Source organism: Dactylosporangium aurantiacum (assembly GCF_000716715.1).
In the GTDB taxonomy this organism is placed as follows: Bacteria; Actinomycetota; Actinomycetes; order Mycobacteriales; family Micromonosporaceae; genus Dactylosporangium; species Dactylosporangium aurantiacum.
In genome coordinates this window covers 109,199-123,238 of the sequence record NZ_JNYJ01000016.1, presented here as the reverse complement: position 1 = coordinate 123,238, position 14,040 = coordinate 109,199, and the positions used below count along the sequence as shown (strand labels likewise).

At 74.2% G+C, this 14,040-nt stretch carries 8 protein-coding genes; 5 read left to right on the top strand and 3 right to left on the bottom strand.

All coding sequences use genetic code 11. The features are described from left to right. Nucleotides 1-218: 218 nt before the first annotated feature. From OP18_RS19890 to OP18_RS19880, 3 genes are read left to right on the top strand one after another with little or no spacing between them, the layout of a single operon-like run. The gene (locus OP18_RS19890) at nucleotides 219-2,849 is read left to right on the top strand and encodes a tetratricopeptide repeat protein (protein WP_033360442.1); all 2,631 of its coding nucleotides are present in this window, start codon (nucleotides 219-221) and stop codon (nucleotides 2,847-2,849) included. Further along, entirely contained in the window at nucleotides 2,846-4,441 is a 1,596-nt protein-coding gene (locus tag OP18_RS19885) for a hypothetical protein (RefSeq protein ID WP_052387004.1), read from the top strand. Before OP18_RS19890 ends, OP18_RS19885 begins: the two co-directional genes overlap by 4 nt. 7 nt (nucleotides 4,442-4,448) lie before the next feature. Beyond that, nucleotides 4,449-5,276, top strand: coding sequence for a hypothetical protein (locus OP18_RS19880; RefSeq protein WP_052387003.1), 828 nt, complete (start codon nucleotides 4,449-4,451; stop codon nucleotides 5,274-5,276). Between the two features lie 12 nt (nucleotides 5,277-5,288). Here OP18_RS19880 and OP18_RS19875 read toward each other — a convergent pair whose 3' ends face one another. Continuing rightward, nucleotides 5,289-6,206, bottom strand: coding sequence for a macrolide 2'-phosphotransferase (locus OP18_RS19875; protein ID WP_052387002.1), 918 nt, complete (start codon nucleotides 6,204-6,206; stop codon nucleotides 5,289-5,291). A 137-nt stretch (nucleotides 6,207-6,343) separates the two neighbouring features. Here OP18_RS19875 and OP18_RS19870 point away from each other — a divergent pair, with 137 nt between their 5' ends. Both OP18_RS19870 and OP18_RS19865 read left to right on the top strand, forming a co-directional pair. Beyond that, on the top strand, nucleotides 6,344-7,180 hold the full coding sequence (locus OP18_RS19870; protein WP_245635455.1) for a PHP domain-containing protein: 837 nt from the start codon (nucleotides 6,344-6,346) through the stop codon (nucleotides 7,178-7,180). A 97-nt stretch (nucleotides 7,181-7,277) separates the two neighbouring features. Then, nucleotides 7,278-10,202 carry a CHAT domain-containing protein gene (locus tag OP18_RS19865; protein WP_033360440.1) on the top strand — a complete coding sequence of 975 codons (2,925 nt, stop codon included), beginning with the start codon at nucleotides 7,278-7,280 and terminating at the stop codon, nucleotides 10,200-10,202. 13 nt (nucleotides 10,203-10,215) lie between these two features. On the opposite strand, the gene OP18_RS19860 is transcribed toward OP18_RS19865, so the two are convergent. Continuing rightward, the gene (locus OP18_RS19860) at nucleotides 10,216-13,548 is read right to left on the bottom strand and encodes a CHAT domain-containing protein (RefSeq protein ID WP_052387000.1); all 3,333 of its coding nucleotides are present in this window, start codon (nucleotides 13,546-13,548) and stop codon (nucleotides 10,216-10,218) included. Between the two features lie 63 nt (nucleotides 13,549-13,611). Then, nucleotides 13,612-14,040: a DUF6114 domain-containing protein gene (locus OP18_RS19855; RefSeq protein ID WP_063745543.1), complete on the bottom strand. Its 429-nt coding sequence runs from the start codon at nucleotides 14,038-14,040 to the stop codon at nucleotides 13,612-13,614.

Sequence of the window (14,040 nt, the reverse complement as noted above, 5' to 3'; positions counted from 1 at the left end):
ATGCAAACACCGGTGCTACCAGGCGGGAAGGGACCCCGTTCGAAGCCGGACAACCTCGTACGGCGATGATCACACAGCGTTGTTACGGTGGAGCGGACCTGCTTCGGAGGGCCGCCATTGACTGAGGACAGCGCACCGCCGCCCGCGCGGACACCACCGGATCCTGCCGGTCACGCGCCCGCGAACCGCGACCCGGCCGGCCATCGTGGTTCGCCGTCATGGTGAGGTCGGCGACGCCGGGCGGACGCGAGCCGACCGACGGCCCCGATCCGCGCCGAATCGTCACCCGGCACGGCTTCGGCGCCGAGCTCACCATCGCGCGCCAGCGCAGCGGACTCAGCGTGCGCCGCGTCGCCAACGCACTCGGGCTGCCGCCGAGCACGGTCGGCGGGTACTTCGCCGGCGCGCACCTGCCGGCCCTGCAGCCGCCCGACCTCGTCGGCCGCCTGGTACGCACCCTCGGCATCACCGATCCCGCCGAGATCGAGGCGTGGCAGGCCGCGTACTGGCGCCTGCGCACCGGTGGTGAGCAGGCGGACGAGTCACCGTCCACCACCGCGCACACCACACCGCCGGTCGCCGTGTCGATCCTGCCGCCGCTGCGGCGACTTCTGGTCGAGCCGCGCGTGCGTGGCCGGGACGACATCGTGCGGACCCTCGACGCCACCGTGACCTCGTCCACCCATCTGGCCGGCGGGCCACACGTGCATGTGCTGCAGGGCATCGGCGGCAGCGGCAAGAGCATGATCGCGCTCACCCTCGCGCAACGCGCCGTCGACGCGGGCGTGCGTACCTTCTGGATACCGGCCGACGACGCCTCCACCACCTTCGCGGCGATGCACGCCCTCGCCGTGGAGCTGGGGATCTCCGCCGAGCGGCTGCGCGGCGGCAGCCTGCCGGACCTCGTCTGGGAACACCTCGACGCGCTCGACCGGCCCTGGCTGCTCGTGTTCGACAACGCGGACGACCCGTCGAGGTCGCTCGGCCTTCCCGGACAGCATCTCACCGACGGGACCGGCTGGCTGCGGCCGGCGCGCACGAGCATGGGCACCGTCGTGGTGACCACCCGGGACGGCCTGGCCACCACGTGGCACGACCCGCCGCCACAGTGGATCTCCTTCCACCGGGTCACCGGCCTGACCCGCGCCGACGGCGCCGACGTGCTCGTCGAGCTCGGCGGGCACCCGGCCGGCACCCCCGGCGAGGCGGCGGACCTCGCCGAGCGGCTCGGTGGCCTGCCGCTGGCGCTGATGCTCGCCGGCCGGTACCTCGCCGAAGCGGGCAGGATGCCGGCCCGGCTCGCCACCCCGGACCTGCCCCGGACGTTCCCGGCCTACGTCGCGGCGCTCGACCACGGCGCCGGCGTGGGCATGCTGGCCGCGGCGACCGCCGGCGGGCGATCCGACCAGCACATGGTCGACCGGACCTGGGCGCTGTCCTTGGCGCTGCTCATCGACCGTGGCTTCACGTACGGGCGGCCCATGCTGTACCTGCTGGCGTGCCTCGGCGCGGGGCCGGTGCCGTTCACGCGGATCCTGAAGCCCGACATCCTGGTCCGGTCACCGCTGTTCGCCGGTATGCCGGCGCTGGGCACCTGGGACACGCTCCGCGCGCTGCAGGGCCTCGGCCTGATCACCCTGGCCGACGGCGAGGCCGAGCCGTCGCTGACGCTGCACCTGCTGGTCCGCGACACCGTCCGGGCCGACCCGCGGCTGCGCCGGGAGCTCGGGCGGTACCTGCAGCTCACCACCGCGGTCCTGTCTCCGGCGGCCGAGGACGACCCGAAGTCCCCGACCTCCTGGGTGCGGTGGCGGCTGCTGGCGGATCACTGCACGGCGCAGCTGGACCTGCTCGACGTCGGACCGGTCGACGACGCGCTCGTCCTGTCGGTGGTCGGCCTCGCCGCCCGTGCGGCGCACTTCCTGCGGGCCGCCGGCCACCTGAACGAGGCGGCCGCGGCGTTCGTCCGGGCGCTCGAGGTGGCCCACAGCCGGCTCGGGCCCGACGCACCGGACACGTTGGCGCTGGAACACGGCCTCGCCAGGGTCCTGTACGACCAGGGCGACCTGGCCGGCGCCGAAGCGCGGTACCGCTCGGTCCTGGCCGCCCGGATCGACACGCTCGGCCCGGAGCATCCGGACACGCTGATGACGCAGCACTACCTGGCCCGGACGCTGCGCCAGCGAGGTGCGCTCGACGACGCCGACGCCCTGCTCACCCGTACGGTCGAGGCAAGGATGCGGTTGCTCGGCGGCCGGCACCCGGACACGCTGACCAGCTTGCACGGGGAAGCCGACCTGCTGCGCGCGCGAGGGCGACTGGTCGAGGCACGCGACCGCTACCGGGATGTGCTGGAGGGCAGGCGTTCCGTGCTCGGCGGCCTGCATCCGGCGACCCTGGTCACCCACCAGTACCTCGCCGAGGTCCAGCACCGACTCGACGATCTCGACGCCGCCGGCAGGGAGCTGGCCTGGTTGTGGAAGACCAACCAGGAGGTCCGTGGCCTGCACCACCCGCGGACCCTCGCCGTGGGCCAGGCACTGGTCGACTGCCTGCACGACAGCGGCGACCTCGAGGAGGCCGCGTCGCTGGGGCAGACCGTCGTGGCGGCCCGCCGCCGCCAGCTGGGTGAGCTGCACCCGGCGACCCTGGCCAGCCGGCACCGGCTCGGGCTCATCCTGCTCGACCAGGGCCGTGTCCCGGTCGCGCAGCGTGAGCTGCTCGCCGTGCTCGCCGACCGCCAACACGCCCTCGGCGTCGACCATCCGCACACCAGGGCCACCCGCGACGCAGTGCTCGCGCTGCACCAGCGCACCGTCCCGCAGCCCACGCCCAAGGAGCCCACATGAGTGACCACCTCGACGACAACCTGCGGCGGGGCCTCGAGCCTGACGTGGCGGCGACCCTGGCCGCATGGGCCGAGCTCCACGATCGCTTCTACGAGCTGCAGCACTGGCTGGTCAACGGTCGCAGCCGCGCACCGGTGGCCGTGGTGAGCGAGACCGACGAAGGGACCGCCGAGACCCGGCTGCTCGTGCTCAAGGTGCTGCAGGCCGAGGACGGGCGGCTGCACGAGCTGGAGTACAAGCGGCACCGGGCGGCGGTACGGGAGGCGAAGGAGTTCGCCGGCCGGCACCTCACCACGTTCCAGCACGAGGCGGTCGCGGCGGGCGTCGGCCGCTGGATCACGTTCCAGAGCATCGCCGGCAAGGACTTGCCGAGCACCGAGGTGCTCACCGTGCTCCTGCGGCGGATGCTCCGCATCACCATCGACCCCGAGCCGGTCGGCACCGCCGGGGTGAGCTGCACCCCGGAGGAATTCGCGGACGCCTGCCGCGCCATCGTCCACGGTGTGCTGCACGACTGGGCCGGCCGCCCGTACATCGCCCCGCCCCCGGCCAACGCATGGACGGTCCGCGAGTTCCTGCGGGCGCACATCGGCGACCAGCTGGCGCCCGACGGCCGGCTGCACGAGCTGGCCCGCCGGCACCAGGGCGACCACGTGCGGGTCGCCGGCGAAGCCGAACCGTTGCCCTCCCCGTTCGCGCTGGCGAAGGGGGAGTACTTCGCCGACGCGGTCACGGTGCCGGCGATCGTCGGCCGCACCCACGGCGACCTGCACTCCGACAATGCCCTCGTCAAGGTCAGGCCGTTCGACACCACGGCGTTCTTCCTCATCGACACGGCGCTGTACGAGCAGCAGGGTCCGGTGACCCGCGACCCGGTGCACTTCGTGCTCTACATCATCGCCCGGGCATTCGAGACGCTGTCCACGTCGCAGTGCGACGCCCTCATCGACCTGCTGCTCGACCCCGACGACGGGCCGCATCAGCTCGTCCCCGGCTGGCTCGACCTGGTCGTCCGCGCGGTGCACGACGAAGCGGTCGGCTGGGTGCACCCGACCGGTCTTGAGCCCAAGTGGCGGCTGCAGACGCTGCTGTCGATCGTCGGTTGCGCCATGCTCTTCCTGGGCCGCACCTCGACCCCGGAGGCGGCCAAGCCATGGTTCCTGCGGCTCGCTGCCCGGGCCGCCGCGCAGTTCGAGCGGGCACACCCGAACGCGAGCAGGCGCTCCGCGCACCCGGCGCCCGTCGCCGAGCGCACCGGCCCCGACACGACCGGCTGGCTGTGCCGGCACTACACCGGCCTGAGAACGGCGGCGGGCGACGCGCACCGCGACACGGTGGAGCAGTTCCGGACCGACGCTCTCGGCGGCGTGGACCGCACCGAGGAGCTGCGGGAGTTCGTCCGCGGGCTCGGCGGTCCGCAGTTCGACCCCAGGTTCGGCACGTCGGGCACGGAGGGGGAGTTCCAGGCCGACGTGTACCGCTGCCCGCTGCGGTTGTGCCGGCGGCTGGAGCGGCGGTCGCCGGGCGGACCGGAGCCGCGGTGCAACCTCACCCGGACCGAGCCGTCCACCATGATTCCCGAGACCCGGTGACCCGCGGATGCTGATCGACGAGCCGGTCCAGCTGGGGCGGTGGAGACGGTTCGCCGAGCCCGCGGTGGTGCTGTGGATCGCCGCGGCCACCGGCGCCGGGTGGTGGGGACGGGTCGACCTCGACCTGGGCCGTGGCACGGCGCAGCAGCACGCCGCCGACCGGGTCGTGGCGTTGCTCGTGGCGCTGCCGCTGGTGGGCGCGGCCGGCGTCATCGCCGTGGACGTCCTCGCCGGGGTCGTCCGCCAGGTCTGGCTCGGCCGGGCGGTGCCGTGGCCGCTGTCGCGGCTGCTGCGGCGGTCGCGCCTGCATCGCTGGCAGACGGCGGACACGGGGGTGCAGGCCGCCACCGATGGCGACAGGCGGCGACGGCTCGCCGGCCGCCGTGCGCGGATCGCGCTCGCCGAGCCCCGGTCGCCGACCTGGACGGGCGATCGGATGACGGCGCTGGAGAGCCGCGTCCGCAACACCTACGGGCTCGACCTGCCGTCGGCGTGGCCGAGGCTGTGGCTGGTGCTGCCGGACGCCGTCCGGGCCGAGCTGCGGCACGCCGCCGGACTGTGGCACGCGGCGGCCAGGTGGATCGCCTGGGCCGTGCTGTACGCGGTCCTGGCGCTCACCTGGTGGCCGCTGGCGATCCTGTCGGCGCTGACCCTGATCGCGGCGGTACGGGCGGGTCGCGGGGCGACGGCCCTGATCACCGACCTGATGGAGGCCGCCGTCGACCTCCACGGCCCTGCCCTGGCGGCGCAGCTCGGCTGCGCGGACGGCGCCGGCCCGGACCTGACCCCCGACACCGGCACAAGGATCAACCGGGTCACCCGCAAGGCCGTGTGAGCGGCCGCGCCGTCATCCCGCGGTCGGCACGCCCAGCACCGCTCGCGCCTTGTCGACGTAGCGCTGCTGGCCGGCCTCGGCCCCGAGCACCGCGAGCGCGAGCGGCGCGAACGCGATCGCCTCCACCACATGGCCGCGCAGCCCTGGCCACGACGGGCCGCCACTTCCGACGTAGGCACCGATGAGCTCGTCCAGCACGTGAGCGGGGAACTTCCGGGCCGCCTCCACGAACTCCTGCCCCGGATCGCCGACCTCCGCGTCCGTCCAGTCGAGCACGGCCAGCAACGTCCCGTCCTCGCCGACCAGCGTGTGGCCCGGATGGAGGTCACCGTGGATCAGCACCACCCGCGGCGACCACAACGCGTCGTCGTCCAGCCAGCGCCGCCCCCGCTCCAGCCAGGTCGCGTGCATGCCCAGCTCGGCGGCGCCGAAGGCGAGATGACCGGCGAACCGCGCGCGGATCGTGTCCGGTGCACGCACCGGGATGCCCGTCCCGGCCGCCGCGTGCGTGTCCGTGGCGTGCAACCGCGCCATGCACTGGCCGAGGGCGAGCAGGTAGTGCCGCGGCGGACGCTGCCGGTCGATGCGCCACCGCAGCTCGAACGTCACCGGATCCTCGGCCGCGGCCGGCTCGCCGGGCAGCCGCGGGTACGCGATGAAGGTCTCGTCCGCGTACCGCCAGTCCGGGATCGCGACCGGGAACCGCCCGCGCAGCAGCTCGAGGAGACGCTGCTCGGCCCGCACCGTCGCACCGGCACCCGGCCGGCGCGGTGCCCGCAGGATCCATGGCCGGCCGTCATCGCCGTCGACGTGGACCACCACGAAGTCCCAGCCGGTGTCGTCGACCCGCGCCGTCTCCGGACGCACCCGCAGACCGTGGCGTCCGGCGAGGTCGAGAAGGTGGGTGAGCAGGTCCTCGGCAGCTGACATGGTCAGCGATGATAGGTGCGGCCGCGAGGGCCGGGCAATGACGCAACGCCGCCGCGGGCGTCCGGACACAGGTCCGGACAACGCCGTACAGACGGCGTCGTTGCCGGTGCGAACGGGCCACCGCGACCATGCTTGGTGTGTTACCTGCTGACAACCACGTGCATTCCGAATGGTCCTGGGACGCTCTCGGCGGATCGATGATGCGCTCGTGCGCGGCCGCCGCGGCCCTCGGCCTGCGCGCGATCGCCTTCACCGAGCATGCCGACTTCACCCGTTGGACCATCCCGCCGCAAGGGGTCGCCACCATGCCCGCCGAGTTCCAGGCGATGATCGGCGACGACGGCCGGTTCTACGCCCCGGCGTTCGACCACGCGGGCTACGCCGAGAGCATCGAGCGGTGCCGGGCCGCGTTCCCCGGCCTGCGCATCCGGTCCGGCGTGGAGCTCGGTGAGCCGCACTGGCACGCCGACGCGGCCCGGGACCTGCTCGCCCGGTACCCGTTCGACCGGGTCGTCGGCTCCGTGCACTCCCTGGCCGACCGCGGAGTGTTCGCCGTCGTCGACCGGCTCTACGGCACGACCGAGCCGCACGACGTCGTCCGGCGGTACCTCACCGAGGTGCTCCGCATGGTCCAGGACACCGGTGCGTTCGCGATCCTCGGCCACGTCGACTATCCGCTGCGGGCCTGGCCGCAGTCGGCGGGAACGATGGCTGTGGCAGCATTCGAGGAGGAGCTCCGCGCCGTCCTGACCGCCCTCGCCGGCACCGGACGGATCTTCGAGCTCAACACCCGCCTCGCCGAACCGTTCACACTCCTGCGCTGGTGGCGGGACAGCGGCGGCCGATGGCTGTCGTTCGGCAGCGACGCACACGGCCCGGCCGAGGTCGCCCACAACTTCGCCGTGGCCAAGGCCATGGCCGAAGCCGCCGGGTTCCGCCCCGTCGACGACCAGGAACTGTGGGGCTTGGCGTGAGCGAAGGACTCGAAGGCGACCGGTCGCCTGTGCGACCGTTGCACCGCGACGCCACCGCACCGTTGACCGGCACGCCCCACCGGCGGGAAGGCAGTGTATGAACACCGGCGACCCACTCATGGCGCTCGACGAGCTGCTGGACCGCTTCAGCACCGGCCAGGCGGGCGGGGAGATCCTCGGCTCGGCGGAGGCGACGGCCCACGCCGACAGCCTGGCGCCGCGCGCCGGCGAGCTCGAGGTCGCGTACAGCCTGGCGCTGCTGCACCACTACCGGGTCATCGCCGAACTGCCGGCCGACCACGGCCGAGACGACGCGATGCTGGCGTTGCGGCACTTCGCGACGGTCTTCCGCCAAGCACCCGATCTGGTGCCCGACGGTGTCCGCGACGTGGTCAGCCAGGTGAGCGCCGTGACCCAGCAGGACGTGGGTGAGTGGCACCAGCGGGCGCAACGGCTGCTCCGGGACGAGCGCAGGTTCGCGCAGCCGGACCTGTACCTCGACGCGCGGCTGCTGCTCCAGCTCGTCCTGGAGCGGCTCACCGGCGACCCGGCCAGACGTCTCGTCTGCCTGACGCAGCTGGCCATGGCCAACATCGGATGGTTCGAGGCCACCGGCGACCTCGACGCGCTGGACGGTGCGATCGACGCCGCCCGGGACTGTGTGACCACGACGCCGGCCGGCGATCCGCGGTTGCCCGGGCGGCGGTCCAACCTCGCGTCGGCGCTGGCGACACGCTTCGATCACACCGGCACGGTCGACGACCTGGACGCCGCCGTCGACCTGCTCTGGTTGGCGGTCGAGGAGTCGGATCCGCGGGAACGCCCCGGGCATCTGGCCAACCTCGCCGGCGCGCTGTTCCTGCGCTCGCTGCACCGCGGCGACGCGCACAGCCTCACCGCCGCGGTCGACGCCGCCTGGGCCGCTGTCGACAGTGCCGCAGCGGGCGACCCGGACCGACACAAGCTCCTGGCGGCGTTGGCCAGGGCCGCACGGACCCGATTCCAGCGCTACGGCGCCCTCGCCGACGCCGACACCGCGGTCGAGGCACTGCGGGAGGCGGCGGCCGCGGTCGACCCGGCCCACCCCGACCATGCCGGTCACCAGTCGGCGCTGAGCACCGCACTGCGCGTCAGGGCCGGCGGCGTCGACCGCGGTGCCGCCGCCGCGGATCTGGACAGCGCCGTGGCCGCGGCGCGGGCCGCCACGGCGAGCGCCGGCGGCGGCGCCGGCCGGCGCGCCAGGCACCTGTCGAACCTCGCCGCGGCGCTGTCCGCGCGGTCCAGGGCACGTGACGACCCCGCGGACCTCGACGCCGCGGTCCGGGCCGGCGAGGAGGCCGCGGCGCTGGTCGATCCCGCCGAGCCGGGATCCGCCGCCATCCTGGCGAACCTGGGCCTCGTCCACCGCCGCCGGGCCGCGTCCGGCGGCGTCGCGGACCTGCGCGCCGCCGCCGACGCGTACGCCCGGTCCGGCCAGGTGACCACAGCGCCGGCGCTGGTCAGGACGTTGAGCCTGACCGATGCCGGCGAGTGCTACGCCGAGGCCGGCGAATGGCCGGCCGCGTTGCACCAGTTCCGGCTGGCGATCGACGCGCTCGGCGGCGTCATCGACGTCCGGCTGCACCGCGACGACCGGCAACGTCACCTGTCGCAGCTGACCGGCCTCGGCTCCGAGGCGGCGGCCGCGGCGCTGGAGTCGGGGGCGGCGCCGGCGGAGGCGCTCGCGCTCGTCGAAGCCGGCCGCGGCCTGCTGTATGCGCAGACCCTGACCAACCGGGCGGATCTCGCCCGCCTGCATGCGCTGCGCCCCGATCTCGCCGGCTCACTGACCACGCTGCTGCGCCTGCTCGGCGGCCTCGACGAGCAGGCCCGGGCGGAGCCCGATCCCCGCCTGTTCCACCAGCGTGAGCGCGAGCGCGACCGGCTGCTCGACGTGGTCCGCGCGTTGCCCGGCTTCGCCGACTTCCTGGAGATCCGCCCGGCGTCCCGACCGTCCCTGCCCGGTCCGGCGGTCGTGATCAACGTCGCGCGGCACCGATGCGACGCACTGGTGGTGATCGGCGACGAGGTCAGTCACGCCGAACTGCCGCAGCTGAGCTACGCCACGGCCCGTGACGACGCCAACCGGCTCCTGCGGGCCGTGTCCGAGCCGGACTGGAGCACCGCGGGCGAGCTGCGGGCCGTCCTCGCCGACCTCTGGGACCGGGTCGCCCTGCCGGTCCTGGACCATCTGGAGGCACGCGGGTGGGCGGCGGCCGACCGGCACGTCTGGTGGATACCGACCGGACCGTTGACGGTGGTCCCGCTGCACGCGGCCGGCCGTGACGACGGGACCGACACCTCGGTCATGGCCCGCACGGTCTCGTCGTACGCGCCGACGGTCCGGGCGCTGGCCCACGCCGCCGAGCGGATGCGCACGGCGACGCCGGTCACGGCCGGGACGTCGCTCGTCGTGGCGGTGCCCGACCCGGTCGGCCACCGGCCGTTGCCGGAGACCTCAGCGGAGGCGGCGGATGTCGTGCGCCGGCTCGAGGAGGCCGGTGAGACGTCCGTGACGACGTATCTCGGTGCGGCGGCCACCAGAGCCGACGTCCTCGCCGCGCTCGCCGGCAGCCGCTGGGCGCATTTCGCCTGTCACGGTGCCAGCGAGCAGAATCCCGCCGACAGCCACCTCGTCCTGCACGAGGAGGTGCTGACGGTTCGCGACCTCGCCGAGCTGGATCTGCGGCAGGCGGACCTGGCGTACCTCTCGGCCTGCACCACGGCGTTCGGTGGGGCCGACCTCATCGACGAGGCGGTGCACATCTCGTCCGCGTTCCAGCTCGCCGGCTTCACCCACGCGATCGGGACACTGTGGCGGATCGGCGACGCCGACGCCCGGCTGATCACCGCCGAGATCTACGCCGAGCTGCTCGACCGCCGGCCGGTCGCGGTCGGGGTGCACACCGCACTCGCCCGGCTCCGGCAGCGGTACCCGGACAATCCACTGCTCTGGGCGGGACACGTCCACGTCGGCCCGTAGGAGCCGGCCGTGGTCAGGGCCCCAGATGGATGTGGGAGGCCCACAGGTGGGGATTGTTCGGGTAACGGTCGCGTGCGGCCCGCGCCGCCCGATGCACGGCGTTGGCCGTCGTCGTGCCGGAGGTGACCTGGCCGTAGACGCGCTGGGCGAACTCGAGGCCGTAGTGGTCGTCGACCTCCCACAGCGTGCCCACGACGTGGGCGAAGCCGGCCGCCTGGAACGCGGAGGCGATGTGGATCGACTCGTCCAGCAGCGCCGTCCCGCCGAACGCGGTGGTGCACGCGGACAGGAAGGCCAGGTAGGCGTCCGGCAGGTCGAGCCGCACGACGTCGCGCACCGACAGTCGCCCCCGGGCCCGGGCCAGCAGCCGGACGGTGGGGGCGTAGGACGAGACGACCCGGTCGAGGGCCGTGCCGCCGGCCGCCCCGCCGTGCCGGCCCGCGGCGTGGATGGGCAGCACGGACAGCGGCCCGGTCGCCAGCCACCAGACTCGGGGCAGCTCGCCGTCCGGTGCGGTGAAATGCCCGAGATGGGCCAGAATCGGCTCGACCGTCGTGTCCCACAGCCATGCGAGCACATCGGACATGACGGGGTTGGTGGTCCAGTCCGGCCGACGCACCGCCGTCAGCAGCTCCTGCGCCCGCGCGACCGCGTCCGCGCCGGTCAGGTCCGGCAGCGGGCACGTGTCGACGCCGTCGCCGGAGACCAGCAGCGCGTCGCAGCGCCACGCGGTGACGTTGAGCGCCACGACGGTGCCGCCGCCGGCCGCCGCGCGCAGCTCACCGGTCGTCGGCAGCTCGCCGAAGCGTTCGTACCCGGCTTTCGTGCGCAGTGTCCGGGTCAGGACCTCCCAGTCGCGCCGGGCCTGCCGGCGGATGTCGGGGGAGCTGACGCTCTCGTCGTTGAGCAGGGCGCGGACCCGGCTCATCTCCTGGGCCAGCCCGGGGTGCTGCCGCCGTAGCCCGTGATCGGCACTCGTGTCGAGCGCCTGGCCGAGCAGCACGCCACGGCCCTGTTCGAGGGCCTGCCATGCCTGACCGGGACGGCCGAGGGCCAGCGCGGCCGCGGCGGCACCGGTGCTCACCGTGGCGAAGGCGCGCAGGTTGTGCTGCCGGTCGGAGCGGGACAGCCCTCGGTCCACGACCAGGGGAAGCAGCGACAGCACCGTCTCCCACGCCGGCCCGGCGGTCTCCCAGTCGCCGCGGTCGGCCGCGAGCCGCGCCAGTCCGACCCCGCACCGCACCCGCCATGCCGGTGTCGCGGTCTCCAGGCCGAGCCCTTCGGCGAAGTGGCGTGCCGCCTCCGCGAGGTCCCGCGGGTCGCCGCCGCGGTCGGATCGCGCCAGCAGGGCATTGGCCAGGTTGCACAGTCGTCCGGCGCGGGCCGGGTGGTCGCGCGGGGTCAGGCCGGCCGCCTCGGCGCTCAGCGTGATCGTGGCATCGACGTCGGCGCGGTCACCGGACCATTCGAACCGGGCCCACAGGGCGTTGGCGAGGTTCAACAACCGGCCGGCCCGGTCCGGATGGTCGGCAGCGGTCAGCACCGTGGCTTCCCGGCTGACCTCGATCGCCGCGGTGAGATCCGCGGGGTCGACGGCGTGCTCGAACCGGTCCCGCAGCGCGTTGCTCAGGTTGGTCAGATACACGGGCCGGCTCGCATGGTCCGTCGGCGTCCGCCGTACCGCCTCGGTTCCCGCGTCGACGGCCCCGGCGATGTCGGCCGGGTCTGCCGTACGCGAGAACCGGTCCCGCAGGGCGTTGCCGAGGTTGGAACAGTAGAGCGCACGGTCGGTGTGGTCGGGCGGGGTCGCCGCGACCGCCGCGCCGAGCAGGTCGACGGCCTCGGCGAGGTCGGCCGACTCGCCGCTGGTGGAGAAGCGTCGCCACAGCACGTTGGCGAGATTGGACATGATCCCGGGCCGGTCCGGATGGTCCGCCGGGATCGCGCCGAAGGCCTCCCGCAGGGCCGCGACGGCCGCGTCGACGTCGGCAGGATCGCCGGTCCGGCTCGCCCGGGTGGAGTACGCGGTGCTGAGGTTCGACAACCGCGCCGGCCGGTCGACGTGGTCGGGCGGGGTCGCGGACACTGCCCGGCGCAAGAGGTCCACGGCGGTCGAAAGGTCGGCCAGCTGACCGGCCCAGTCGAACCGGACCTGGAATGCGGTGCCGAGGTTCGACAGGTACATGCCGCTGTTGGGATGGCCGTCGGCGGCGGCCACCGCCTCGCCGCCGGTCGCGATGGCGTCGTCGAGATCGTCGCGGTCGCCGGTGCGCAGGAAACGGGTCAGCAGGGTGTTGGCCAGGCTCGCCTGGCGTCCCGGCCGATCGAGGTGCCCGGCCGGGGTGGACTCCACGGCGGCCCGTCCGGCAGCGACCGCGGCGGTGAGGTCCTGCATGTCCCCGGTCAGCTCGAACCGGCGCTGCAGCGCATTGCCGAGGTTCGCGAGAATCCTGGCACGGTCGGGATGGCCTGCCGGCGCGAGCTCGGCCGCGTGCCGTCCGGCCGCCACGGCGGCATGGATGTCGGCGGGATCGCCGAAGCGCGTGAACCGGCTGTGCAGGGCGTTGCCGAGGTTGGACAGGCGGGTGGCGCGGCTCGGATCGTCGGGTGGTGTCCGGTCGACGGACGCCCGCAGTCTGTCGACCGCAGCCGCCCCGTCCGCGGCGAGGCCGGTGCGCGCGAAGCGCATCCGCAGCATCGCGCCGAGGTTCGACAAGATCCGCGGCAGCTCCGGGTCCTCAGGTGGCGCGTGGTCGAGCACCGAGGTCATCGCGTCCACGGCGGCCGTGATGTCATCGAGGTCGCCGGAGCGGCGGAACCGCTGGAACAGCGCCGTCCCGAGGTCGGCGAGGAGCCCGAGCCGATCGGGATCGCCGTGGTCGGTGGCGGCCAGGGCACGTCGCAGCAGCCGCACCGCCCGGTCGGCGAGCGCGAGGTGGCCTGCCGCGTCGGGATCGTCGAGCAGGCGTCGCGCCTCGTCCTGCCAGTCCGTGATCCCGTCGCCGGCAGGCGGCGCGTGCTCGGCCAGCGTGGGCAACAGCGCCGGTGGCACCGCACCGGGCCGCCACGGCAGCAGGCGGGCGAACCATGCGACGGCGGACCGGGCGTCGGCGGCGTGCTCACCCTCGGGCAGGAACTGCAGGCGCAGCCAGTGCAGGGCGGCGAGCAGATGGACGACCTCGGTGTCGAGGCGGTCGGGCTCGGCCCAGCCGGCCAGATCAGCCGCGTCGGCGAGCGCGCCGGTGTCCGTCACGGCGGCCCGGTCGCCGGCCGCGGCGCGCTCCAGCCGGTGCTGGACGGCGGCGACCGCCTCGGTGCGGGTGGAGAGGCGATCGCCACCTGACATGCATGGATCGTATTGCCTGCGGGTCGTCGTCGGCCGCCGCCCCGCGGCTTCGCGACCCGCGGGCTACCGGTCCGCCCGCTCCGGCTCCACCGGCTCCGGGTCGGGTCCGGCGGCGTCGGGTTCGGTGTCCGTGGCGGCGGGCCGGGCGGGTGGTCGTACCGGCTGCCAGGAAAAGGCCAACGAGCCGCCGATCATGCCCAGGAGCAGCCCGATCAGGAAGCCGCCGAGGTTGGACGTGACCCAGGAGGCGAAGGCCATGAGCAGGGCCAGCACCGAGTAGAAGGTGCGGTTCTCGGGGCTGAACCACAGCAGCACCCCGCACAGGAACATGATGATCGGCACGAGGTAGCCGGCCAGGCCCTGCATGCCGATGTGCAGCACCACCGGCAGCGGGGCCTTGACGGTCAGGAAGATCTCCACGGCGGCGACGACGATGAACAGCCCGCCCCAGAAGGGGCGGCTGCGCCGCCAGCGACGGAAGGAGGGGCGCAA

What these genes read in the sequence shown, in the direction of transcription:
- OP18_RS19890 (WP_033360442.1), top strand. Translation starts at nt 219, where the DNA reads ATGGTGAGGTCGGCGACGCCGGGCGGACGCGAGCCGACCGACGGCCCC.
- OP18_RS19885 (WP_052387004.1), top strand. Translation starts at nt 2,846, where the DNA reads ATGAGTGACCACCTCGACGACAACCTGCGGCGGGGCCTCGAGCCTGAC.
- OP18_RS19880 (WP_052387003.1), top strand. Translation starts at nt 4,449, where the DNA reads ATGCTGATCGACGAGCCGGTCCAGCTGGGGCGGTGGAGACGGTTCGCC.
- OP18_RS19875 (WP_052387002.1), bottom strand. Translation starts at nt 6,206, where the DNA reads ATGTCAGCTGCCGAGGACCTGCTCACCCACCTTCTCGACCTCGCCGGA.
- OP18_RS19865 (WP_033360440.1), top strand. Translation starts at nt 7,278, where the DNA reads ATGAACACCGGCGACCCACTCATGGCGCTCGACGAGCTGCTGGACCGC.
- OP18_RS19860 (WP_052387000.1), bottom strand. Translation starts at nt 13,548, where the DNA reads ATGTCAGGTGGCGATCGCCTCTCCACCCGCACCGAGGCGGTCGCCGCC.